Raw genomic sequence first — 26,567 nt, forward strand, 5'->3', positions numbered from 1 at the left:
ACCAGGTCATGACGGTGGAGATCGAGGGTTATCTGCACCACCCTCGGCACCTGGGTTCCGAGGACATGTGCTCCGAGCAGGACGTGGCGTGGGCGGACTCGGCCGGTCAGCAGCGGGGTGTCGGTCTGGTCCGGCAGGGGAACTTCGCGCTCTCCGGTCTGCAGACGGCCCCGGCGGACTCCGCCGATCTGGTGCATCAGTTCAACCCGAGCGGCCGGTACACCTACTCCCGACGCACCGACGACACCCGTGCGCTGAGCAGCGTCACGAAGATCACTCGCGTCCCCGTCCAGGAAGGAGTCCACCATCTGATCGGCGCCGACGTCACGCTGCTGGTGACGGTCAAGCGGGGCCTGCGCAATGTGGCCGGGAACATCGTCGGGCTGGGCGGCTACGCCCCCGTGACGGTGGCGATCGATCTGCCGCGTGCGGTGACGTTCCTGACGCCCGAAGAGTCGCTGGTCCGCTACGCCCGATGGTTCCAGGGCATGGCGGGGATGCCGTCCCTGGCGCTGCCCGAGCCGAGCGTCCCGCTTCCCGATGTGTTCGCCCGCACTCGCCGACTCGGCGTCGCCAGCGTCCTGTCGATCACCCAGCTGGACAGCACGATCCGCCGCAACGAGCGCCGCGACCAGCTCCGGAAGGAGCTGACCGAGCTGGTCGAGAACGAGGCGCCGGGCGCCACCCGGCCGGGACACGCCTCCCATCTCCCCGGCGTGGAATCCGCGATCATCCGGCACACCGAACCCTCGGCCCTGCGCTTGCTGCCCGGCCGTGGTGAGGACGGCACCCGGTTCGAGTTCCTGCACGTCGGCTACGGCGGCGCACGACTGGTCGAGGTGACCGTTCGCGCGGAACCCCTGATGCAGACCCCGGCGCTGCGCGGCGTCCGCGGGCGCCCGGCGGGCACGGGCAGCGGTCTCGAGCAGATCCAGTCGCACGCGCCGCAGGTGAGCTCGACAACCGCCGCCACCACCTGGACGCACCAGGGCGCGGTCAACCCGATCTCCCGGTATCCGCGTCCCGGCGTCACCGGCCGCACGGACCGCGAAGGCCCGTCCGTCGCACTGGCCAACACCCGCACCCGCACGCGGCAGTCCGGCATCACCGCCGAAGACCGCCTGTGGACGCGTACCGACAGCGTCGCCGACTTCGACGACATCGACTACGGCTTCACCGCCTCGGTGCGTTCCCAGCTGATCCCCGAATGGCCCGCGAACGTCCCGGGCGGGCTCCTCCAGGCCGGGATGCTGTCCTTCTCGGGCCTGAACGGGAATGTCGCGGCCCGGCTGATCGCCGGGGCCCGCCGACTGCTGCGCGGCCGGTCGGTCAGCTCGGCCATGGTGCCGGCCGCGGCGATGCTGCGGTTCGTCGGTTCCGAGGCCGCCGAGCCCCGGCAGCACGACGGTCCTCGTCCACCCGCGCTGCTCACCCAGGACCCGCTGGCGATGTCGCCGCGGCAGGCGCGCGCCCAGGGCACGCCGCCGTTCCCGGGGAACTCCCGGCTGGTGCCGACCTGGGCGACCCCCGTCGAGGACTTCAATGCCTTTCCCCAGATGGCCCAGGCCCTGCACACCGTCGCACCGGACCTGGCCTCCTCCTGGGGGCTGCACGCCGATGCCCCCCCGGAGGTGACCGCCGCCCGTCTCGGTGAGCTGATCCAGGCCGGGGACATCAGCGTGGACCTGCCCCGCGCCGCAGCGGGTCTGACGCATCGGATGCCCGGCAGCTGGCCGCTGGACGTACCCGCGGTGGCGCCCGCGCTGTCGGTTTCGTTGCACAACCCGCGACCCGTCACGGACACGGGGGACGCCGCCGTGGACCGGGGCCGGACACACTCCCGTACGGGCCTGTCCTCATCCTCGGCGGGCAGTTCCTTCTCGCTGGCCCAGCAGGGTACGTACAGCCTCGAGAGTGGCAATCTGCAACTGCTGGGCGTGAACGTCTCCCTGGCGGCCCAGCAGCCGCACACCGTGTCCACCAACGCCGGTGTGACCGGTACTCGGTACGACCGTATGCGGACCGGCCATTCCACGCAGCCCGAGGGCCGGCGCGGCAGCCGCAGCTACGAGACGATGGTCGACGCGGTCGTCACGGCGGTGGGGCCGGAGGGGACGCGGTACGTCACCGGGACCGCGACCGTGCGGCTGGCGGAACGGGACCTACTCGGCTTCGGCGTCGCGCCCGCGCGACCCGACGCCGGGATCTACGATCTGCCCGCGATGCTCGCCGACCAGGACGCGGAGGATCTGCGGGACTGGACGCGCCACCCGGTCACCGACCTTCCGCGGGTGCTCGCGGACGGCCTCGACGAGCAGGACTCCTCGGCACAGCTGTGGCTGGCGCTCGGAACCGACCTCGACGGGACCCGGCTGGCCCGCGCCCTCTTCACGGCCTCCCGTACCGCCACTCTGTCCGGGAAGCCGGTCCAACTGGTGGTGCGCACCGACGACGGGTTGCGCCACTGGCCGTTCGCCGCCGACGGCACGCTGACGGACGCCACCGAGGCCACCGCCGTCGCGGCGCGGGCGCTGCGCGCCACCGCCGACGCCTACTCGGCGGCGGTGACGGCCGAGCGGCAGGCCGTCACGGACGAGCGGGAGCTCCTGGCGGACCGGGGCGAGGCCGAGCGGGCCCTGCTCCGGTCCGAGCAGGCGGTGGTGGACGCCACCGCCGAGCACACGGCGGCGGTGATGGCCCACGAGTCCGCCGTACAGCAGGCCGGGCTCGCCCGTCAGACGGCCGACACCGCGGTGCGCAAGGCCGAAGCGGAGCTGGCCCGTGCCGAGCAGGCCGTCCGGGACGCGGAGGTGCTGCCGACCGCGGAACAGGTGCGGCAGGCGCGGCTGGCATGGCGGCAGGCGCAGGCCGAGGCGCAGAGCGTCGAACGGATGACCACGGAGAATGGCCCGCCACCTGGACTGACGGAGGCTCAGGAGCGTGCCGCGACCGCCCATCGGCAGTGGCTCGACCTCCAGCGGCGGCATGAGGGCCGCGCGGCGGCCCTGAGCGACACACGGGCCGCGCTGCCCGCGGCTCGTACCGCGGTGGACACCGCACGGGCGGACCGGCGGCAGGTCCGGCTGGAGACCGACCGCGCCGTCACCGAGGCGCAGACCGAGGAGCAACGCAGGGCCAGGGTGGTGTCGCGCCGGACGCGGCTGCGCGACGACGACCTGCTCCGGTTGCGTGAGGTCGAGCAGACGCTGCGCGACACCCGGCAGGAACGGCAGACGCAGGCCCGGGCCCAGCACAACGTGTGGCGCGAACTGTCCAGAGTAGCGGGCACGCTGGACGCCGCCCGCCGCGCGGCGGGCACCGGTCAGGGAGGGTCCATCCGCGGCTCCCTGTCCTCGACGCCCGCCCGCCGGCCGGGTGGTGGGCGGCAGCGGACCGCGGCTGTCCCGGCTGCTCCGGTTATCCCGATCACCCCGGTCAGCCCGGGCGGCCCCGTCAGCCGGGATGCGCGCCGGGCGGGCAGCGACGCGAGGCCGCAGCCAGCGGGTCCTCGTGGGCCTGTTCCGGTGCGCAGCCGTGGGGAGTTGGTGCGGCTGGTGCGCCGTCTGGTGGGCCGGGGACCGGATCAGCGCCAGTCCGTCGAGCGCTGCCTGACGCTGCTCGGGTCACTACGGGACGAGCTGTACCCGCAGGGAGTGCGGCCCGCGACGGCACTTGACGACTCCGCCGTCGGCCTGACCTCGGCGGCGTCCTCCCTGGCGGCGGGCCCCGGATGGCGCGGGGTGCGGTCTTGGGACGCGGTGTCCCGGGCGGTGGCCGATGCCGGGCCGGGCGCCGCGGCGTTCGTGCTGGCCCGACGTCAGGGCGACGCGCTGGGGCACGCCTGGGCGGCGTACCACCTCGGCGAGACGGACGGCGTGGTGTGGGTGGACGCGTCGGCCGGTGTGGGCAGCCGGATCTCGGCGATTCCCCCGCGGATCGCGCCCTCCGACGCGCAAGCGGTGGTGATCGACCCGTCCGGGCAGGTCGCGGAACACAAGTTGCCCGAGTTTGCGCGGTCCGCCTCCACCGGGCACGCGGAACTCGACGCGCCGACCGAGCGCCGTTACGGTGCCGTCGGGTTGGAGGTCGAGAAGTCCCGGCCTCTCTTCCTCGGCGGGCTGACTGCTGTCACCCAGAAGCTGGTGCTGGCCCACGGCCCCGGCCTCAACTTCGTTACGGATCACGCCACCTTCTGGCGGACCGCCGATGGGCGGCTCCTCCTTCAAAAGCCGCAGGTGGCATCGGGGGAACCGGAGCCCGTCCCGGAGTATCACGTTATCGGCGAGTTCGTCGTCGAACCGATGGCCTCGATTCCGGGGGAGCGGAGGCAGTCCCCCGAGGCGGCACTGGCCCAGTGGGAGCGGGCAGACGACGCGATGGCCATCGTGGACCGACGTGGGGCCCCGGATCGGCTCGCCGATCTGCTGGCACCACTCGGCGGCTGGGAGCTCACCGAGACGGGTGGGATGGCGGTGGTCCTGCCGGCTCCCGAGGGGTACGTCGGCGCCGACTACGCCCAGCTCACCGAGGGCTCCCCCGCCCTCGGTCTCCGTGAGCTCCAGGACGCCGCCTTCGAGCGGTTGAGCGTGCCGGCCCTAGGGCTCCTGATGGGCTCGGCGCGGAGTTTCGGGCAGCTGACCGCGACGGCGTTCATGCGTCACTTCCTCGGCCATGACGGCCCGGCGCGCCACCTCGTTCCGTTCCTGGCGGTCATTCCGGATATCGACGAGGTCTGGGGCTACGGATGGATGGGAGCGCAGCACGTCGCGGCCTCGCCGATCAGCACCATCTTCCACCAGGCCACGGGGGACAATCTCATCAAGAACTTCGTGCCGGCCGCGTCCCGGCACTCGTTGGACCGCATCCGGCGGGCACTGCGGCCGCGCACCAGGAGGTTCCTCAACGAGCGCCACGACGAGCTCACCGAGGAACTCCGCTCCCATCTTTTCAAGCTGATGGAGCTCCACCGGCGGCACCTGACGCCGAACCAGCCCTTCGACGCGGGGTTCTTCGACGCGCCCAGCGACGCTGTGCCAGTCCCCCGCGAGCATTGGACGGCCGTCCTCACCGGACGCACGTCTCAGGGTGCGGTCATCACCCAGAGCCACGCGATAGGTATGGAGGACGCGTTCTACCCGTCCCTGGACACCGACGAGGGCCGGCTGGCGGTCGCGCTGGTCCTGGTGGAGCTGCGGCACTTCGGCTACACCGGCCAGCACATGACACGCGAGGAGATCCGGCGCGCCGTCGCGGAGCTGTCGGATCTCGCCCGGAGCGCCTACCGGCGGGCGGCAGCGCTCCGCACCCCACTCCCCGACGACGTCCTGCGCGAATCCATTCTGCGGATCGTGAGCAATCCGGTGGTCCAACCGGTCGCGGACTTCCTCGTGAGGGTCACGGTGGCGGGCGTGCCGCAGGTCGGCGGCCCGTCCAGGAAGCTGCTGTCCGTATGGGACAGCATGAGCATCGCGGCCGCGCTGGGCGAGTACGCCCTGGGAGCCCGGCTCGCCGCCCACCCGGCACCGCAGCAGCTGCGGGACGCCGTAGCCGAGGCGTTCGCTCTGCTGCCTCAGGTGCCTCCACAATTGCAGGAGCAGGCCCGGACCGTTTTCGAGGCCGCGCGCAACGCCCTCGACATCCTCGCCGATCCGGCGCAGCAGCCGCCCATCATGCCGTGGACCGAGGAGATCGTCGCGACGGACGGTACCCGCGTTCCCCTGGACCTGATATCGGTGGTCAGACACCGGAGCCTGATGGGCAAGCCGGTGGGTGTGTCCTCCCGTCCGCTCCAGGACTGGCAGGACGGACGCCGTAACACCTACGCCCTGCTGCCCGACGCCGAGCAGTTCACCCTGGTGCGGCCGGGGCCGGTGCTGCAGGAGAGCGCCCCGCAGCCGTTGCCGTTCAAGAAGGCGCACCTCGTCGGCTTCCGCGGCGACGGCACGGCCGCCGCGCTCGCGCTGTCCGACGGCACCAGCGCGGTCTTCGACTACGACCGGATCGTGGACTTCCTCTTCGCCGTCGACGCCGATCTGAACGCACTGGCCGCGGAGACGGCCGTGCTCGTCACCGGCGCCGACCTGACGGGTCCGCCCGCGCACGACCCGCTGGAGCAACCCCTCGCCGGTCAGGCACTCGCCACCGGCCTGGACCGATGGGTGTGGACGACCGCCAGCGGGCGGGAGCCGGTCCTCGTCCCTGCCGACGCCCAGGCAGGGCTCGGGCCGCGGTTCCAACTGGCCGAGGGCGACTGGTGGGCCGGATTCCGTCCTGAGCCGACGACCGCGGAACTCGGCCGCATGGCCGAGCAGGTGACCGGCGACCGGGGCCGCGCCCCCGATGTGCAGCGCTGGGTCCGGGCCGTCCGCCTGATCTACGGGCCGATGATGGAGAACGACCGGGCCGCCTTCGACGCGCTGCTGACGGGCTTCTGGGCCCTGGAGCAGACCAGGGTGGGCCGGCCGCCGCTCACCTGGAGCGAGCTACTGCACATGATCGGTTCGTACTATGCCCAGCCCGGCCGGCCCCAGCCGCCGCTTCCGATGGCGCTGCCGTTCCTCCTGGTCGCCGCCGCCGGCAGGGTCGGCGTGGATCTGGAGCTCTCCCGGTTCTCGCTCATCCCCCAGCACAACGGCCCGCGGGCCTGGGGCCGGAGTGCCACGGGGGCCACCCTCGCCGGCACGTCGGTCGCGGCCCAGCAGCTTTTCCTGTTCGCGCCGTCAGCCTCGACACCGCCCGCCACGGCGACCGCACCGGCGCCCCCGGCCGTGCCGGGCGGCTTCACCGGACCGAACGACCCCATTCTGTCGCCGCGGACGCTGATGACGAGTGCGTTGGGTGTGCCGCAGGGCCGTAACTTCACGGCTCGGCCCGTGAACCGGGTGCTGCTCGGGAGGGTGCGGGGCATCGAGGTCCAGAAGGGGGTCCCGCCGAGAGCCGTCTCGGACGAGCCCGCGCCGTGGGGTGATTCGGCGTACGTGGTGGCGGCCGATGGCGGCGGCGGGCAGGTGAGGCTCCAGGACGGCCGGGTACTGGACGGGGAGGCGCTGGCCGATGTGCTGGCGGCCGACCGGGAGCTGGCGAAGCTGCCCAAGGACGTGCCGGTGGTGCTGGCCGTGCCGGACGCGGGGCAGCAGTACCAGGACGTGCTGCGGGCGGTGGCGAACCGGCTGGGCCGGATGGTGTGGGGCCCCACCGGCGACGGGCGCCTGGCTGTCGACGGCTCGGGGAACGCACACCTGGCGCTGCTCGACCACGTCCCGGTCCCGCCGGTCGACGCGTCCGGTGCGCCGACCGGCCCCGCTCCGAAGGCGCCGGTCGGCGCTTGGACGCCGTTCTCCCCGACGGCAACGAACCTGCCGTTCGAGGACCGTGTCTGGACGGCGCTGGACGGGACGACGTTCAGGGACAGCGACGTGGACACCCGGCCGCTGGTCGACAAGAACCATGAGCGATTCGGCCGGATGGCGCTTCCGCGCGGAGACAGAGTGCGGGACGTCGAACGGTATTTCCGGGCGTTCCGTCAGATGCGCCGGCTGGTGCACCTGACACCCGCCGGTCCCGGTTATCAGACGGTGGGCTCGGAGACGATCACACCGGATCCGGCGGCCTACGTCTACGCCGGCCATGGGAGGCCCGGCGGGTTGGAAATTCCCCTCCTTGGCGGCCGGACGGTGTGGTTGGGCAAGCGGGACGCCGCGCGGTACATCGCCGGGCTGCGTGAGGTGCGGGAGCTGCCGGCGGGCCACCGGCTGCATCTGGAGGTCTGCTGGAGCGCATCGGACGGCGACCCGAGGCGGCCTTCCCCTGGGCAGACCCAGCCCGCGCCCCATGTCGACGATCCTCTGGACGATGTTCCGCTCGGGCAGTACACCGCCAACGAGAGCCGGATGGAAACCACGGCGGCCACCCGGCCCACCGGTATGTCCGCTGATGCCCGGTCGATGGTCGACGCGTCCGGCGGCGAAGCCGGACGTCGGGTCACCTACCGGCCCGAGCCCCTGGAGCACGAGCTGGACCAGTTGGCGCGTGACGAGGGTTTCGACACAATCCCCGGTGTCGGACCGGCAGAGGCACGGGCGACCGTGCTGCGTCTGGTGCGGGCGCTGCGGCAGGTGTTCGGCAACACGATCGAGGACGATCGTGGGGTGCCGGGCGGCCGGTACGAGGGGGCGTGGCGGGGCATCGTGGCGCTGGAGCGGATGCGGGCGAACGATCCGAAGATCAACCGGCTCACGCCCTTCCGGCGGGACATGCTGGACTTCTTCACCCGGGAGCACAGCGGAAGGGTTCCGGACGAGGCCGGGTATCTGTCCCTGCTCGACTTCGCCCGGGAGCAGGTGGCGGCCGACCCTGACGCCCGGCTCACTGACAAGGTGCCGGCACCGGCCCTGCGGGACGCGCTCGATGATCTCTCCACCAGGGGCGAAGGGCTCACGCGGTACGTCCAGTCGCTGCCTGCCGTCGCCCCGCTCACCCCACGGCACGCGGCGTCCACCCTCTGGGCCCTCGCCCGCGCCGAAAAGATGTTCAGCGCGATGGCGGAGGCGGACCAGGAGGCGCTGGGCCGCCAAATCCTGCACCTGGACTCCGCCGCTCCTTGGGACCGGACGCGGCAGGATGTCCTCTTGTCGGTGACGGCCAGGGCCGTCGCGAGCGGACTGGACACCACCGACCACCATTTGCTGGCCGCCTTCTACCTGGCGCAGACCGGCGCCTTCAGTCCAGCCGCTCTGCTGATGCAGGGGCAGAACGCCCAAGGCTTCAACTGGGGCGGATCTCCCGCGCCTGCCGGGGTCGACATGGGCAATGTGTTCCAGGTGACGAACGGGCCCGGCGGGGCGCCCGCTTTCCAGCCCACCCACAAGCTCTGGAACGGCCCCGGAGAGCCCAAACCGCTCATGAACGTGATCCACGTGGACCACGCCGGAAACCTGGTGCCGCACCTGCCAGGCCGACAGCCGGTCCCGGTCACCGAGGACGAATACCTGGCCCTGCTGGACCTCGCCCCCATGCTGCGTACCCTGCCCCTGAACCACCCGATGGTGTTCCTGACCACCGGCCCTGGGGCTCTGCGCCCGGAGTTCGTGCAGCGGTTCGCCCAGCGCACCGGACGCCCCGCCCTCGGCTACAGCGCGCGCATGCTGCTGACCAGCGGCGATCCCTCCCGGCCACTCAACGTCCTCGCCCTCCCGGATCCGGCCACCGGCGCCCCGGGCCGGTGGACCGCCGCCTACCGGCGGCAGATCACCCCCACCGCCGGGGCGAACCCGGTTGTCTTCGCCCCGAAGTCCTCCGAGGCTTCGGCACAGCTGCCGGACATCGGGGCGCTGGGGATCGACACGCAGGGGGAGTCCTCGTCCACTCCGCTGTTCTCGCCCGGGACGCTGATGACGAACGCGTCCGGTGCGCCGCGCGGGCGCAACGCGACCGGTGAGACGGTGCGTCAGCTGCGGCTCGGACGCGTGCGGGTGTTCGAGGAGCGGCCGGGCGTGCCGTTGAAGGAGGTGGCGGACGCCGCCGCCCCCGCGCCGTGGGGTGATGCGGCGTATGCGGTGTGGGGCGGAAGCGACCCGGCGGGTGTGCGCTTGCGGGACGGCCAGGTGCTGAGTGCCGGGGAACTGGCGGAGGAGTTGGCGGCTGACCCGGAGTTGGCGAAGTTGCCGCAGGATGTGCCGGTCGTGCTGGTGGTGCCGTATCTGGCGAACGAGCGGTACCTGGAGCACATGCGGGTGGTCGCGAACCGGCTGGGGCGGACGGTGTGGGCGCCCAGCGGTGACGGGCGCCTGGTGCGGAACAAGAAGCGTGAGCATGTTCCGGCGCTGATCGATCACGGTCCCGATCAGCCGGTCGGTGCGTGGGTGCCGTTCCATCCGACGACGAGGTCGACGCCGTTCGAGGACCGTGAGTGGACGGCGCTGGACGGTACGAGGTTCCGGGACGGTGACGTGGACTCCCGGCCTCTGGTCTCCGATCGCCATGATCGGTTCGGCCGGATGTCGCAGGCGGATGGCCTACGCAAGCGGGACCGGCAGCTGCGCTCGTATCTGCATGCGAAGAAGCTGAGGCATGTGGTGTGGTCCGGTGCCGTGGCGGCGACGGTCAGTGAGGAGGAACGCCCGTCGTCGGATCCGGCGGTCTATACCTTCGTCGCTCACGGGAACCCAGGAGGACTGGACCTCGTTCTCCGTGACGGTCAGACGGTGACGCTGAGTGCCGCGGACGGCGGGCGGTATATCGGCGGGCTGCGTGAGGTGAGCGAGCTGCCCGAGGGACACCGGATAGGTCTGGAGGTGTGCTGGAGCAGTTCGGCGGGGAATCCGGGGCTGCCGCAGTTGGACAACCGGCCCGCGCCCCCGGTTGATGATCCGCTGACGGAGGTGTCTCTCAGCCAGCACACGGCCAACGTGAGCCGACGGGTGACCACCGGGTCGGTGATGATGAGCGGGTACGACGAGAATACGCGCGTGCTGGTGGACACGCCTGGTGGTGTGGCTGGGCGTCTTGTGGACTCGGTGCCCGAGCCGCTGCCGCACGAGCTGGACGCCATGGCAGTGAAGGCGGGTCTGCATTCCGGTGAGGGCGAGGTGTCGCCGGAGGTGCGGGCGGTCATGCTCCGGTTGGTGCGGGCGTTGCGGATTGTGTTCGGTCCGGAGGTCGAGGCGGACCGTGGCCTGCATGAGCAGTTGCGCAAGGGCATCGTTGCGATGGAGATCATGCGTGCCAACGATCCCGCACTGGGCCTGTTGACGCCGTTCCGGATGGAGTTGTGGACCTTCATCGCGCAGCGTGTGGGCGGTAGGACGCCGGATCGGGAGGCCTACCGGAAGGTTCTGGACTTCGCCGCGAAGCTGCACGCGCAGAAGCCGGATGCCCCGTTGAGCGAGGCCATCGCGGATCCGTACATCCAGCATGCCCTGACCCAGGTGACGAAGCTGGGTGCGGGTCTGGTGCGGAGCGTGCTGAGGAAGCCCGGCGATGGGCAGGTCACCCGGCGGGAGGTGACGCGGGTCTTCTGGGCGATGGCCGGTGCCGCGCAGCGGATGGGCGGTATGGATGAGGTGTTCACGGAGCGGCTGGGGCGCAAGGTGCTTCACATGGCCCCGGCCGAGCAGTGGACTCCGGCCAGGAAACAGGAGTTGTGGATCCTGACGGCGCAGGCCATCGCGGCCGGGCTGGACCCGTCGGACTACTTCACGCTGGCTGCTTTCCACCTCGCTTCCAAGGGGGCGTTCGGGCCCGCGCAGCTGCTCAGGGAAGGTGAGAAGGTCCGGGGCTACAACTGGAGCGGCACGTCGGCGCCCGCCGGTATGGACCTGCGAACCGTCGGCAGACGGAACCAGGAGGACGGTGGGACGTCCGACACGTACGTCCGTGCGGCGTGGACGGCCCCTGGGGAGCCCGAGAACGTCCTGGCGGTGTGGACGGATACCGACTCCGACGGTTTCGTGGTGCTGCACCTGCCTGGGATGCCTGCGCTGCGGCTGCCTGACAAGGAGTTCCTGGCGCTGCTGGACCTGGCCCCGCTGCTGCGTGCGACGCCCCTCGAGGCGCCGCTGGTGTTCGTGGTGTCCGGTGCGGGCGGCACGGGGGCGGGCAGTGCGGGGCGTGCGGTGTCGTTGTCGCAGATGTTCTCCGACCGTACGGGCCGCGGGGGCTTGGCCTACGACGGGCCGCTGACGGTCGTACCCACCCCGCCCGCGGGTGCCGCGTCCGCCCCGCTGCGGATGGTCGGCCTGCCCGAGGCGGGTAACGGGACGCCGGCCGGGTGGAGCAAGACGTGGCTGGTACGCCCCAACCCCACCACCACCTCGGCCACCACCCGGGGCACCCCCCTCATGTCCTCCCCACCTCCCGGAACCGCGCTGCCCACGTCCGCGGGCGATCCCCTGCTGTCGCCGACGACGCTGGTGCGGGACACCTCCGGCGCGCCCGGTGGGCGTGACTGGACAGGTGAGCGGATCGACCGGGTGCGGGTCGACCAGGTGGTGGAGTACCAGGTCAGGCCGGAGAAGCCGCGGGTACGGGTCTCGGACGATTCCCCGTGGGGTGACCGGGCGTATGTGACGGGTGCCGAGCACGTCCCCGGCGGAGTGCGGACCTTCGACGGTCAGGTGCTGGGCTACGAGGCGTTCGCGGAGAAGCTGGCCGCGGATCCGGAGCTGGCGAAGCTGCCGAAGGACGTGCCGGTGGTGCTGGCGATTCCGTACAGCGCCACGCAGTACATGGACCTGATGCGCGCGGTCGCCACCCGTCTTGGGCGGAAGGTGTGGGCGCCCAGCGGGGAGGGGCGTCTGGAGTACGACGACGAACTGGACGCGCATGTTCTGGCGCTGATGGACCGTGACCCCGATGAGCCGGTCGGTGCCTGGGTGCCGTTCGACCCGCCGGAGGTGACGCTGCCATTCGAGGACCGGGAGTGGACGGCGCTGGACGGCACCGTCTTCCGGGACAGCGAGGTGGAGACAAGGCCTCTGACCGACTACCGCCACGAGCGGTTCGGCCGGCTGGCGGTGGCGAAGGACGACCATCTGCGGAAGCGGGAGAGATGGCTCCGCGGGTTCCGTCACCTGCGGCGCCTCGTGCACTACGTACCCGCCGGTGGCGGCGTTCAGGAGGAGCGTTCCGAGACGATCACCCCGGACCCGGAGATCTATGTCTATGCCGGTCATGGGGAGCCGGGCCGACTGGCGCTGCCGCTGAGGGGCGGCCGGACGGTGTGGCTGGGCAAGCGGGATGCCGCGCGGTACCTCGCAGGGCTGCGTGAGGTGCGGGAGCTGCCGGCGGGCCACCGGCTGCATCTGGAGGTCTGCTGGAGCGCGTCGGACGGTGACCCGAGGCGGCCGCATGGCTACCACCTCCCCGCGCCCCATGTCGACGATCCGCTGGACGACGTTCCACTCGGGCAGTACGCCGCCAACGAGAGCAGGCGGGAGGTCTCGGCGGCCACCAGGTCGACCGGTGCCGACAGCCTTCGGCGCAAGGTCTTCGACGCGGTCAGCGGCGAGCGGGCCCGCCGGGTCATCTACCGGCCCGAGCCGCTCGACCACGAGCTGGACCGGTTGGCGCGGGAGGCGGGTCTGGACACCGTCCCCGGTGCCACGCGGTCGCAGGTGCGGGCGACCACGCTCCGGCTGGTGCGGGCGCTGCGGACCGCCTTCGGTAACGAGATCGAGGACGACCGCGGTGTGCCGGGCGGCCGGTACGAGCGGGTGCTGGAGGGCATCGGCGCGCTGGAGCGGATGCGCGCGAACGACTCGGTGTTGGGCGGGCGCACGCCGTTCAGGATGGACATGTGGGACTTCCTCACCGAGCAGCACAGCGGCAGGGCCCCGGATGAGGCCGGGCATCTGGCCTTGCTCGACTTCGCCCGGGACCGGATCGCGGTCCGGCCCGGTGCCCAGCTCAGGAAGGAGCTGCCGTCGCCTGCCCTAGTGGTGACCCTCAGCGCGTTCTCCGCCCAGGGCGAAGCCGCCACGCGTTATGTCCAGGAGCTGTCCGCCTCCGCGGCCGTGACGCCCAAGCAGGTGGCGTCCACCGTGTGGGCGATGGCTCGTACGGCCGGGACACTGTTCCGCGGGACAACGCCGGCGGACCTTGAGGCACTGGGCCGCAGGGTCCTTCATCTGGGCCCGGCGGACCCCTGGAACCGGTCACAGCAGCAGCAGCTCTGGGCGCTGATGGCGAAGGCGACAGCGACGGGCCTAGACACCTCGGATGTCGATGTGCTGGCCGCCTTCCATCTGAAGGACATCGGTGCGTTCGGCCCGGGTGCTCTGCTGACGCGGGGGCAGAACTTCCAGGGCGTCAACTGGAGCGGTGTCCCGGCGCCGAAGGGCGTCGACTTGGACAGGGTGTACCAGCAACGGCCCGGCGAGGGCTCCGGCCGGCGGGTCGAGCCGGTCTGGAAGGGCAAGGGAAGGCCCGAGCCGCTGCTCACCGTGGTCGACGTGGATGCGGCCGGAAATGTGGGGCTGCACCTGCCCGGCCGCAGTCCTCTCCGGGTCTCCGACGGCGAATTCCTGGCTCTCATGGGTCTCGCCACGCCGCTTGACGCATTTCCCCTGGGCCAGCCGATCCTTTTCCTGACCACCGGTTCCGGAGCCCTGGACCCGCGACTGGTGCAGCGGTTCTCGCAGGGCACCGGACGGCCTGCTTTCAGCTACGGCGGTCCCATGACGCTGAGCGCCGCCACGTCGTCCGATCCGCTCGGCATCGCCGTCCTTCCGGATCCGGCCACCCAGGACTTCGGCGAATGGATCGCGGCCCACCGCCAGCCGCGGAATCCGCTGACGCAGTCCTCGTCGGTGTCGAGCACCGAGGGTGTCTACGCCCCGACGGCCCCGGCGACCGATCCCCTGCTGTCGCCGGACACCTTGACGCGGGACACCTCCGGCGCGGTACGCGGACGCAACCTGACGCACGAGCAGATCGTCCGGATGCGCACCGATCGGGTGCTGGTGGTCCAGGACAGGCCGGGCGAGCCGGAGATACGGGAAGCGGACGAGCCCGCGCCGTGGGGCAGCCAGGCGTACACGGTGGGGGCCGAGCTGGTTCCGGGGGGTGTGCAGACCCTCGACGGGCAGGAACTGAGCTACGAGGAGTTCGCGGAGAAGCTGGCCGCGGACCCGGAGTTGGCGAAGCTGCCGAAGAAGCTGGTCCCGGGGAGTGTGCAGACCCTCGACGGGCAGGAACTGAGCTACGAGGAGTTCGCGGAGAAGCTGGCCGCAGACCCGGAGTTGGCGAAGCTGCCGAAGAACGTGCCCCTGGTGCTGGCGATTCCGTACGCGGGCTCGCAGCACATGGAGGTACAGCGCGCGGTGGCCGTCCGTCTGGGGCAGCGGGTGTGGGCGCCCAGCGGTAACGGGCGCCTGCGGTACGACGACGACCTGGACGCGCACGTCCCGACGTTGATGGACCAGGACGCCGACGGCTGGCGCGGCGACTGGCTGCCGTTCGACCCGCCGGCGGTGAACCTGCCGTTCGAGGACCGTGAGTGGACGGCGCTGGACGGCACCGTCTTCCGCGACAGCGAAGTGGAGACCTGGCCCCTGGTCGCCGACGGCCACGAGCGGTTCGGCCGCATGTCGATGAACGACGACCTGGCGCGGCGGGAGCGGCTGCTGCGGGCCTACTTCGGCAAGCAGCGGCGGATCCACTACGTGGCCACCGGCGAGGGGGACGTGAGCGTCAGTTCCGAGACGCTCACCCCGGACCGCGCGATCTACGTCTACGAGGCCCATGGGCTCCCGGGCGCGCTGGCACTCCGTCTGCGCGGCGGCCGGACGGTCCTGCTGAGCGCGGCCGACGGCGGGCGGTACATCGGAGGGCTGCGCGAGGTCGGTGAGCTGCCCGCCGGCCACCGCATAAGCCTGGAGGTCTGCTACGGCCTGTCGGCCGGTGACCTCTCGCACCACCAGGAGGAGGGCCGCCCGGTACCGCGCGTGGACGATCCTCTGGAGGAGGTGTCGCTCGCACAGCACACAGCCAACGCAAGCCGACTGGAGGTCGAGGCAACGTCCATGATCAGGGGGCTTGGCCATGGCCTCCAGGCTGTGGAGGACACCCCGGGCGGCGTGGTCGGACGGGTGGAGCGTGCCCGACCGGAGCCGTTGGACGGCGAACTGGACCTGCTGGCGCGGGACGCGGAGCTGCACCGCGGCCCGGGTGCCGTGCCGCCGGAGGTCCGCGCGACCATGCTGCGGCTGGTGCGTGCGCTGAGGGAGGAGTTCGGCAACGGCACCGAGGACGACCGCGGGGTGCCGGGTGGCCGGTACGAGCGGGTGCTCAAGGGCATCGGTGCCTTGGAGACCCTGCGCGCCAACGACCCGGATCTGCGTGTGCTGACGCCGTTCCGGATGGACCTGTGGACGTTCCTGGCGCGGCGAATCGGCGGGGACACCCCGGACCAGGACGCCTATCTGCGGGTCCTGGACGCCGCCCGGGGCCAGTTGGCCCAGCGGCCGGACGCCCGGCTCGGCCAGATGCTCCCGGACACTGCCCTGACGTACGCGGTCGACGAGCTGTCGGGCGCGGGTGGGGCGGACCTGGTACGCGACGCGCTGGATCTGCCGGGCTCCTCGCCGGTGAGTCCGAAGGACATCGCACGGGCCTTCTGGGCGATGGTGGCCGCGGCCGACCTGGTCCTGTTCCGGATGCAGTCGGCGGACCAGGAGAGCCTGGGCCGCGGTGTTCTCCACCTGGCGGACACGGCCCCGTGGGGCGACGACCAGGTCATGGAGCTCACGCTGCTGGTGATGCGTGCCCACGTGAGCGGCCTGGACATCACCGACCGGCATGTGCTGGCCGCCCACCACCTCAGGACACTGGGCGCCTTCGACCAGGTCCTCACCGACGGTACGGAACCCACCGGCTACAACTGGAGTGGCCGCCCGGCTCCGAACGGTGTCGACGTGGACCAGTCGTACGCGCTGGTGCGACAAGGCAACGGCACCACCACCCTCTCTCAGCGGGCGCCGTGGAAGCCCAAGGGGTCGCTTCGGGAATCCAGAGTGATCTGGACGGGGACGGACCAGGGCGCCGTAGTGATACACCTGCCCGGGCACCCTCCGCTGCGCATACCCGACGACGAACTCTGGGCGCTTCTGGACCTCGCCCCGTTGCTGACAGAGGAGGCCGTCAAGATCCCCGTCGTCTTCGTGATGCCCGGTTCCGAGGCAGGCGATCTGCGGCGGTCGCAGGCGTTCTCCGACCGCACCGGCCGGAACGGCTGGAGCTGCACCGGGCCCCTCGACGTGATCGAGGACGACCCGTCCGCTCCGCTGCGCATCACCGCAATCGGCGACAAGAAGCTGGGACAGTGGGTCAGTACCACCTGGAAGGCCCGGCCGATCCTGACGTCCTCCGCCGGCATGGTCACCGTGGCTCCGTCGGCCGGGTCCGTCGTGGCCGCGGACCCGCTGCTGTCGTCGGCGACACTGCTGCGGGACGCCTCCGGCGCGCCGGGTGGGCGCAACTGGACGGGTGAGCGGGTCGACCGGGTGAGGGCCGACCGGGTGGCGTTGTACAAGGCCGAACCGGGCTCGGATCCGAAGCGGGTGTCGGACGAGCCCGCGCCGTGGGGCAGCGACGCCTATGTGGTGGCCGGCGAGCTGGTTTGGGGGGGTGTGCGGATCCTCGATGGGCAGGTGCTGACGAACGAGGAGTTCGCCGACAAGCTAGCGAACGATCCGGGGCTGTTGAAGCAGCCGAAAAACGTGGCAGTGGTGCTGGCGGTGCCGTACGGCGCACGTCGCCAGTACATGGCGTTGCAGCGCGCGGTGGCGACCCGGCTGGGGCGGCGGGCGTGGGCTCCCAGCGGTGACGGGCGTCTGCGGTACGACCACGAGCTGGACGCGCACGTCCTCACACTGATCGACCCCGGCCCTGACCGGCCGCTCGGCGCCTGGGCGCCGTTCGACCCGCCGTCGGTGAAGGTGCCCTACACCGACCGCGAGTGGACCGCGCTGGACGGTACGACGTTCCGGGACAGCGACGTGGACACCATGCCGATGGTCGACGAGAGCCACGAGCGGTTCGGCCTGGAGTCGCATCGGGACGACGAGCCCAGGCGGCGCACCGCCGAGCAGCGGTACCGGTTGTTCCGCTCCGCACGCCAGCTCACGCACTTCGTTCCGGTGAGCGATGGCCACGCCATGACCGGATCGGAGGAGTTGCCCCCGCAGTCTGCGGTCCACACCTTCGTCGCGCACGGCAAACCGGGCAGGGTGGGGCTCAGCGTGCGGGGCCGCACGATCTGGTTGAGCACCCGCGACGCGGGCCGCTACATCGGCGGGCTGCACGAGGTGCTCGAACTGCCCCCCGGCTACAAGCTGGACATCGTGGTGTGCTGGGGCGAATCGGAAGGCGACCCATCGCTCTTTCATCCCTCGACCGCGCCGGCCCCCTTCGTCGACGACCCGCTGGAGGACGTGTCACTCGGGCAGCACGCCGCCAACGAGAGTCGGCGGGAGGCGACCACGTACACCCGCCAGACCGGCGCCTACACCACCGGCCGGGTAGTGTTCGACAGCCCCGGTGGCGAGGTCGCCAGGAGGGTCGCTCACCTGCCGGAGCCGCTGGACCACGAACTCGACGCTCTGGCGCGGGAGGCGGGGCTGTACCGCGGCCCGGGCGCTGTGACTCCGGAAACCCGCAAGACCACGCTCCGGCTGCTGCGGGCGTTGAAGCGGGTGTTCGGCGAACACGTCCAGAAGGATGCGCGGTTCACCGGGATGCTCCATGGCATCGCCGCGCTGGAGCGGATGCGCGCGAACGACCCGGAGCTGAGCCGCCTGACGCCCTTCCACATGGGTCTGTGGACGTTCCTCGCCCGCCGGTCGGGTGGGTTCGTGCCGGCCCGGGCCGACTATCTTGCCGTGCTCGATGACGCCGGCGACCGGCTGGCCGCCGATCCGGACGCCCGGCTCACCCCGGCCCCCGACCCCGCCCTGGCGTACTCCCTTGATCAGCTGACGAAGGGCGGTGACGCGCACGTCCGGACCCTGTTGAAGCTCGACCCCTCCGCGCAGGTGGGCCCCCGGCAGGTCGCGTGGGCCCTGTGGGCGGGCGCCGCCGCGTCCCAGCGCATCGCCCTGCCGCCGCAGGACGTGGCGGAACTGGGCAGCAAGGCACTCCATCTGCGGGACACAAACGCGTGGGACCAGACGAGGACCCCAGCCCTGTGGCAGGTGACGGCCAAGGCCCTCGCCCAGGGCGCGGACGCGTTGAACTCGGATGTGCTGGCCGCGTACCACCTCGAGGAAGTCGGCGCGTTCGACGAGTCCAGGCTGCTGAGGACCAGTGATCCCAGCGAGGTCGGTGAGTCGCTGAGGGGCGTCAACTGGAGTGGCGTGCCGGCGCCGAACGGCGTCGAGTGGGACCGGGCGCACCTGCTGACCAGCGCGTCCGTTCACATCGCCGACGCCAAGCCGTACGAGCCGAGGTGGCGCACGCAGCAGTCGGGAATGCCGATCATGCTGTTGGCCGGTACGGACCAGGCCTGGGGTCTGGTGCTGGACGTGCCCACGCTCGGTCCCGTACCGGTGTCCGAGGGGGAGTTCCTGGCGCTGACGGATCTCATGACACGGTTCCACCGGATCCCCCTGACGGTTCCGGCGGTCTTCGTCATGTCCGGTCCCGGGGCCGGACAGCAGAGTGCGGTGTCACAGGCGTACTCCAACCGCACCGGGCGTTTCGGCTACGTCTACAGCGGACCCCACGAGGTGGCCGAGGCCGAAGACCCGTCGGATCCGCTGCGCATCGTGACGCACCGCAGGGACAACGCCGGAAAGCTGGCCAAGTGGGTGCAGACCACATGGCAGGCGCCGAGCGATGTGACCGGGCAGCCGGATCAGTCGGCGGCGGGCCAGGCATCCTCCACGCCGTCCGACCCTCCCACGGTCGAGGACCCGGACCCGGAGGACCCGCTGCTGTCGCCGACGACACTGCTGCGGGACGTCTCCGGTGCGGTGCGCGGACGCAACTGGACGCTCGAGCCTATCGAGCGCCTGGTGACCGGCAAGATCCGGGTCTACGAGCAACGGCCCGGCCTGCCGCCCAAGCGGGTGTCGAAGGGGGTCCAGGAGCGCGCGCCGTGGCCGGACGACGCCTATGTGGTGGCGGGCGAGAGCGACGACGGCCGGGCCGTGACGTTCGCGGGACAGACGCTGAACGCCTACGAGGTCGCAGCGAAGCTGGCGGCGGACCCCGAGCTGGCGAAGCTGCCGGGGAACGTGGCCGTGGTGCTGGCCATACCGTATGTGGGCGGCGGCTACCAGGAGTTCCTCAGGATCGTGGCCGCCCGGCTGGGGCGGACCGTGTGGGGCCCCAGCGACCGGGGACGTCTGCAGCGCAACGGAAACCGTCGTGAGTATGTCCCGGTACTGGTCGACCACGATGCCCGACTGCCGTACGGCGCCTGGGTCCGGATGGCTCCGCCGGCGTCCGTGCTGCCGACTGTCGACCGTCAGTGGGTTGCTTTGGACGGCACTCCGTTCCGGGACAGCGATGTCGACACCCGGCTCATGGTCACGAACCTCCACAAGTGGTACGGCCGCATGTCGGTGAACGACAACACACGAAGGCGGGAGGAAAATGCGCGCTCGTATTTCGAGAAGCGGCTGCTCACGCGCTTCGTGAAGACCGGCGACGCTTTCCTGGACTACAGCGTGGAAGAGATCGCGCCCGTCGACCCGGCGGTCTATGTCTTCATGGCCCATGGGGTGCCCGGCGGCCTCGGGCTCGCCCTGCTCAACGGCCGGACAGTGACACTGAGCGCCGCGGACGGCGCACGCTACATCGGCGGGCTGCCCGAGCTGTCCCAGCTGCCTCCGGGCTACCGGCTGCGACTGGATGCGTGTTACGGCGCGTTGGCGGGCGACCCGTCACAGCCCCAGGGGGAATCCATGCCGCCGCCGCATGTCGACGATCCCCTGGAGGTTGTCTCTCTCGGTCAGCACACCGCGAACGTCAGCAGGATGGAAGTCGACGCGTCCCTCATGCCCCTCGCGGTCGCGCCGGACACCTTCGTGCTGACCACGGCGGGCAATGGTCTGCAAGGGCGCATCGTGAGCCACGTCCCGGAGCCGCTGGACCACGAACTGGACCGGTTGGCGTACGACAACAGCTTGCACCCCGGACTGAACGAGACACCGGAGGACCGGCGGAAGGCCATGCGCCGACTAGTGCGGGCGTTGCGGAAGACGTTCGGCAACCACATAGAGGCCGACCGCGGTGTGCCGGGCGGCCGGTACCAGCGGGTGTTGGACGGCATCGTCGCCCTGGAGAACCTGCGGGCCAACGACCCGGCGCTGGGCCGGTTCACGCCGTTCCGGATGGATCTGTGGACCTTCTATGCCCAGTCGTTCGGCGGCAACACCCCGGACCAGAACGCCTACCTGGCAGTCCTGGACGCCGCCCGAGTACGGCAGGCCGCACGGCCGGCTGCCGAACTCAGTCGGGAACTACGGCACCCGGCCGTGGACCACACCCTCAGCCGTCTCACCAATTTGGGCGAAAGCCTGGCGCGGAGTGTGACCAAGACCCCGTGGCACGTGCCGATGGGGAGGGACCAGATGGCACGGGCCCTGTGGCCGCTGGCCCGGTCCCACCGGCTGCTCAGCGCGATGCCACCCGTGTCCCGTGAGGGGTTCGGCCGTCGGGTGCTCCACATGCAGGGCCACGTCCCGTGGGACGCCGCACGCCTCGCCGATCTGTGGACACTGGCCGCGCAGGCGCTCGCGGAGGGTGTGGACATCACGGATCAGCATGCGCTGGCCGCCTACCACCTGATGTCCATGGGCGCGTTCGAACCGTCCACAGAGCTGATCGGCGCCGACGGGACTGTCCAGGGCTACAACTGGAGCGGTTGGCAGGCGCCCCTCGGCGTGGACACGGATGTCGTTCATGTGGCGGGGCCGCAGGGCCTCACGCGGAACGATCCGCCGTGGAAGGAGCCCGGGCAGGCCGTGACTCCGCAACCCATGGTGCTCTGGACCGACACGGCGCCGAGTGGGGCCCTGATGCTGCACCTGCCGAGGCTGTCCGGTGTCCAGGTGTCCGACGAGGAGTTCCAGGCGCTCCTGTGGTTGTCCCCGTTGGTGCGCACGACACCCCCGGGGATCCCGTTCTTCTTCCTCGGGTCCGGTCTCGGTACCCCGGGACGGCAGGTGGCGTCGCAGTTCTACCGCCGCACCGGCCACGTCAACTGGAGCTACAGCGGTCTCCTCCAGGTGGTCTGGCCGTCGCCTGCTTCGTTCGCCGCCCCGCTCACCATCCAGTTGCATCCCGAGACAGCCACCGGGCTGCCGGGCACATGGGTACGGAACGGAAACTGGCAGGCATCCGTCGTCGCCCCGGCCGTGGCCCCGCTGGGAGCCGTGTACGCGGCGGGTGACACTCCGCTGCCGGACGGCCTCCCCGCAACGTCGCAGGCCGACCCGCTCGCCTACGCTCCGGCCGAGCTCGAGGACTCGGCGGACGATCTCCTCGGCCTCGACCTCGGCCGCTCCGACTCCGACATGTCGGATGGCGAATGGGACTCCGACCTTGACATGGACGTAGATTCCCACCCCGGTGAGGAGGGCCCCTCCGACGCACCGGCCCCGGCCTATCCGGAGCCGGACTTCTGGAACGCTCCGTGGCAGGGACACGAGAGCGCCCGGTCTCTGGAGGGGATCGTGGTCCAGGAGATCCGTGCGGATGGCCGTGCGGACGGCCGTACGGTCGGCAAGGCATCGTTCTCACGGCAGGACTGGGCGCTGCGTGAGCCTTTCTATGGTCTACTGCCCCTGGCGACTCACTACACCGAGTGGAGCCGTGGTCCGGGTGGTGAACGGGTGCCCTCGCGGCGTCCGTTGCCTGCCACCGGCACGTTCTTCTGGACGTCCCACGGAAAGAACGGCGGCTACGTCCTCGCCCGTGAGGACGATGTGACGGTCGGTGCCGACGACGAGATGGTGGGGCGCCTGCTCGGCGAGGATCCGGCGGCGAACGGTTTCACCAGCATCACCGTGCTGGCCTGTGACCCCGGAGCCGTACCCGGAACCGGCGCGGGCACCCTGGCCCGCGCCGTCGAGCGGGCGCAGGGCATCGCTGACGCCACCGGGCTGGAGGTGTATCTCAACACCGGCAGGACGGCCGTCACTCCGGGACGGAATGAGGACGGCGAGAAGACCGCCGAGATCCACCTCCTGGAGTCTCCCGACGGCACCCCGACGACTTTCCTGCGGATTCCCCCGAGGACCCGTGCGGCGGCCGATGCTTTCCAGCACCTCCCGGAGCCCCCGTCTTCCACCATCACGGACCCCGCCCCGTCCGCGCCGGTGGGCAAGCCGTGGGCCGTGCCCGGCTGGCAGATCGCCGGGATGCCCGAGAGCACGCGGTTCGCCGGGATGTACAGGCAGCGCGAATGGCACAACCTCAGCGTGCGGTTCGAATTCGGCTTGGCCCAGAAGATCGCCGCCACCCCCGCCGCCCAGCAGGCCGTCGCGCGCGCCGTCTTCCAGCTGCACCAGTACCTGGCGCAGCGACACGGCTCGGACGCCGCGGACCGGGCCTTCTTCCGGGGGCCTTCCGGCGAACGCTGGCTGGGCCAGCCCGACGCGGTACGCCGCTTCCTGAGCAGCGGGCCGTCCATGATCGAGATGATGGGCGCGTTCGCCGGCGCCTCGTACGCGGGCGCGGCTCCCTCCTCTCTGCGCGCCACCCTGCCCGGGTGGCTCCGCTCCCCCCGCCCTGCGCATCCCCGGGGCCACCGTCAGGGTGCCTACCAACGGGCCCACGATCCCCGTGGGTTCCGGTACGTGGGCGGAACGGTGGGTCCCGCGCTGTGGCTGCTGCAGGCATACCATGCGATCGGGGCGACCCGAGCCGAGGTGCTGGCCTTCCGTAACGGGGTGCTGGCCTGGTCGATCCTGACCGGCAGCCAGTCCCTGCATGAGGCCCTGCGCGCCTCGCACCTGGTCGGCCTGGGCAACGAGGCGGAGCGCACCGAGGTCACCCGGGACGGCGTGCGGCTGCACCAGTGGGCCGCGCGGGCCTACGGCATCCGTGGACCGCTGCCGCACCACCAGGTGTATGACGCCAGGACGCGCTTCGTCTCCCGGTACGACGTCGCCGTTCCCGAAGACATCCTCAAGGCGGTGACGGCGGCGGTGACCGGGGGCGAGATGGAGTCCCAGGCCGAACGCGTGGAGGCCACCAGGAAGTGGCTCGAACGGTTCGGACAGCGGGGCCGGGCCGCCCTGAGCGCCCTGACCCCCGCACACCTGACCGCGCTGTTCCTGTACACCGGCCCGGATCACACGCTGTTCAAGACCTTCGTCACCGGGGGCCGCTTCGGCGAGGCCGTCGGCCGCTGGATGATCAGGCATCAGGTGTGGCAGCTCGTACAGGAGGACGCCGCGAGCGGAGATCCGGTCCTGCCGGAGCTGCTGGCGAACAAACCGGAGATCGTCGAGGCGAGCGGCGTACTGACTGAGGATCTGGACCCGGCCACGGACGGACCGGCCGTGGCGGAGCTGCGTCGCCAGGTGTTCCGGGTCGCCGACCGCGTCTACGACGAGCTGGCCTGGCATGTCGACATGACGGTCGAGGCGTTGGAAATCCTGCCGCCGGTGAACGGGCCGGTGTGGTGGGGTGGTTGGCTTCCGGGCCGCCTGGGCCAGATCCCGCAGGACTCGCCCCTCGTCACCGCGACCACCATGTACCTCCCGCGGTTCCGCAGTACCAGCGAGGACGCGGGCCTGGCGACGGGGTACATGCGCGACGACGCCCAAGAGATCGGCGACGCTCGGGACCGGCACCCGATGCGGGGCTTCGTGGACCACTCCACCGCCCCCGTGGTGACGCCGTTCGCGGCGTGGGTGGGTGAGGAGGACGAGGTGCTCTACCCGCCGGGCCAGGTCCTGAGCATCACCGCCCGCGACATCGAGACCGATCCCGTCTCCGGGCAGCAGTTCGCCGACTACACGACGGATGAACTGCCCTACCCGCCCAGGCCCTACCACAACGCCGACAGCGAGCCGTGGCCGCGGATCGTGGAACTCACGCAGCACGAGAACGACGAGACCCCGGCCGTCGAGTCCGCGGTCGAGCCCGCGGCGCGGGGGGATTACCGGCGCACCGGGCCGTACGCCTCCGAACTCGACGGCGCCGCCTTCGCGTTGCACGAGTCGCCGGGGGAGGGCGACCGGACGGCCGACACCCTGTTGTCCGCCCTGCGGTACGCGGTACCCGAGGCGCTCCGGGAGGCGGGGATCGACACCCCCGAGGCCTTCCGCGACTGGCTCGGGCGGACCGTCACCGAAGCCGACGTGGCGGAGGTGACGGTGCCGTCGCTGGACCGGGGCCGGACGATCCCGCTGGGCCTGCTCAAGCGGATCGGGGTGAAGCTCGGGACCTCCCAGCAGACCCAGGCGGCCCTTCTCGGCGACGCGCTGCCGGTCTCGGAGGCCACCCTGAGCCCGGTCCAGCGCTTCCAGGTGCTGATGAGCGACCCCTCCTACGCGGGCGAGGGCGTGAGCATGCCGATGGAAGCGCTCGTGGGGACGGTCGTTCGCGCGCTCGGCGTGGAGGTGGCCGTGGCGGGCCCGGACGGGGAGGTGACGTTCCACGGCGACCCCACGCGGAGCGCGCCGCCTGCCCTCCTCGTCCGCGACGGCGACCGCTATCTCTCCGGCCTTCCGGACGGGCCCGGTGACACCACCGGCGACACCAGCAGTGAGACCACCGGTGACAGCGAGGCGCGGCTGCGCCGGGTGGTGGAGACATTGTCCGCCGCGCCGGTGTCCGTGCGGCGGCGGCTGGCGACCCGGCAGGCGCCGGACTGGATCCGGGCGCGCATCCGTTACATGGAGGAGGCCGAGCGTTTCGAGGAGCGGCTCGGCCGGTATCTCGGCGACCACGACGCCGCCAACGCCCAGCTCGGCGTGATGGTTCGCGCGGTGTGGGAGCGTGCCGTGACGGCGGGCCGCTGGGCGGAACTGGGCTCGGCCGATCCCAGCACCGACGGCGCCGTGGGCACCGACCGGGACCGGATCCAGGCCGTGGTGGAGTCGGGCAACCTGCGGGAGCGGATGGGCCTGCTGTGGATCGGGGCCCCGCATCCGGCCGGGGGGCTGATCTCCGACCTGCTCGGCACGCCCGCCCCGATGCCGCAGTCGATCATCGACGAATACGCCGAACGGCTGCCGTCGAGCACGATGACCGCGTACCGCGAGGCGCGCGCACAGACGCAGGGCATGCCGCCCCGGGAGCAGGCGCGTCTGCTCGCCGAGGCCGAACGGCCCCTGCGGGCAGCGGTGCTCCCCGAGGACGTACGGCCCCCGCTGAGCGAGGCCGAGCGGGCGCTGATGCCGGACGCGGACATGGCATGGATTCCGGGGAGGAACCGCTGGGACTACGCCATGAGCAGCCGTTTCCAGGCCGCCACCGAGCCGGCCGGCGGGCTGGTGCTGGCCGGCACGTCCGGCTCGTCGCAGCGGCTGATGACGCAGGCCGTGGCGATGCGCGACGTGTGGGGCCTGGACCTCGACCTGGGCCTGGTGCGGATCGCGTTGCTGGCCGAGATGCTGACGGCCGGCCACCACTCCCTGCACGAGATCATGCGGGGCTGCCAAATGGTCCTCGACCAGCTGCGGGAACGTGGCACCCCGGAGTCAACGGATCTCGACTACGTCGACAACTGGGGCCGCTACTGGCATATCGCCCCGCTGACCGAGGCCGAGCTGCGTGAGCACGTGGCCGTCGACGGCAGGTTCCCGGACGAGCACGCCCTGGACGACACGGAGTGGCCGACCGGCATCGGGCCGGACGACGCCTCGGAGGGGTCGGCCGACCAGGAAGCGGCGGAGTGGCTCGCGGCACACCGTGACACCCTGGAGGACGTGCGGGATGTCCTGGTGACGTTGGGGCACGACGCCGACGGCGCCCCCCTCACCCCCGAGCTGCTGGAGCGCCTCGTCGACGACTGGTTCCGCACGCGGAACCTGGAGCTCGCCGGCTCCCTGGCCGAGAAGCTCCGTCAGATACTGAACAACCGCGCATAACACCCCAACGAGGAGCTC

1 protein-coding gene (running past one end of the window) is annotated in these 26,567 nt (G+C 71.4%); it reads left to right on the plus strand.

Annotation, left to right across the window (positions count from 1 at the left end):
* Window positions 1-26,549: the 3' portion of a lonely Cys domain-containing protein gene (locus ACWCQ1_RS36165; protein ID WP_451028275.1), read on the plus strand. The gene continues 19,303 nt to the left of window position 1, outside the view; only the last 26,549 of its 45,852 coding nucleotides appear in the window; the start codon falls outside the window, past its left edge; it ends in the stop codon at window positions 26,547-26,549.
* Window positions 26,550-26,567 lie beyond the last annotated feature (18 nt).

The sequence above is a fragment of the Streptomyces sp. NPDC002144 genome, from assembly GCF_053593695.1.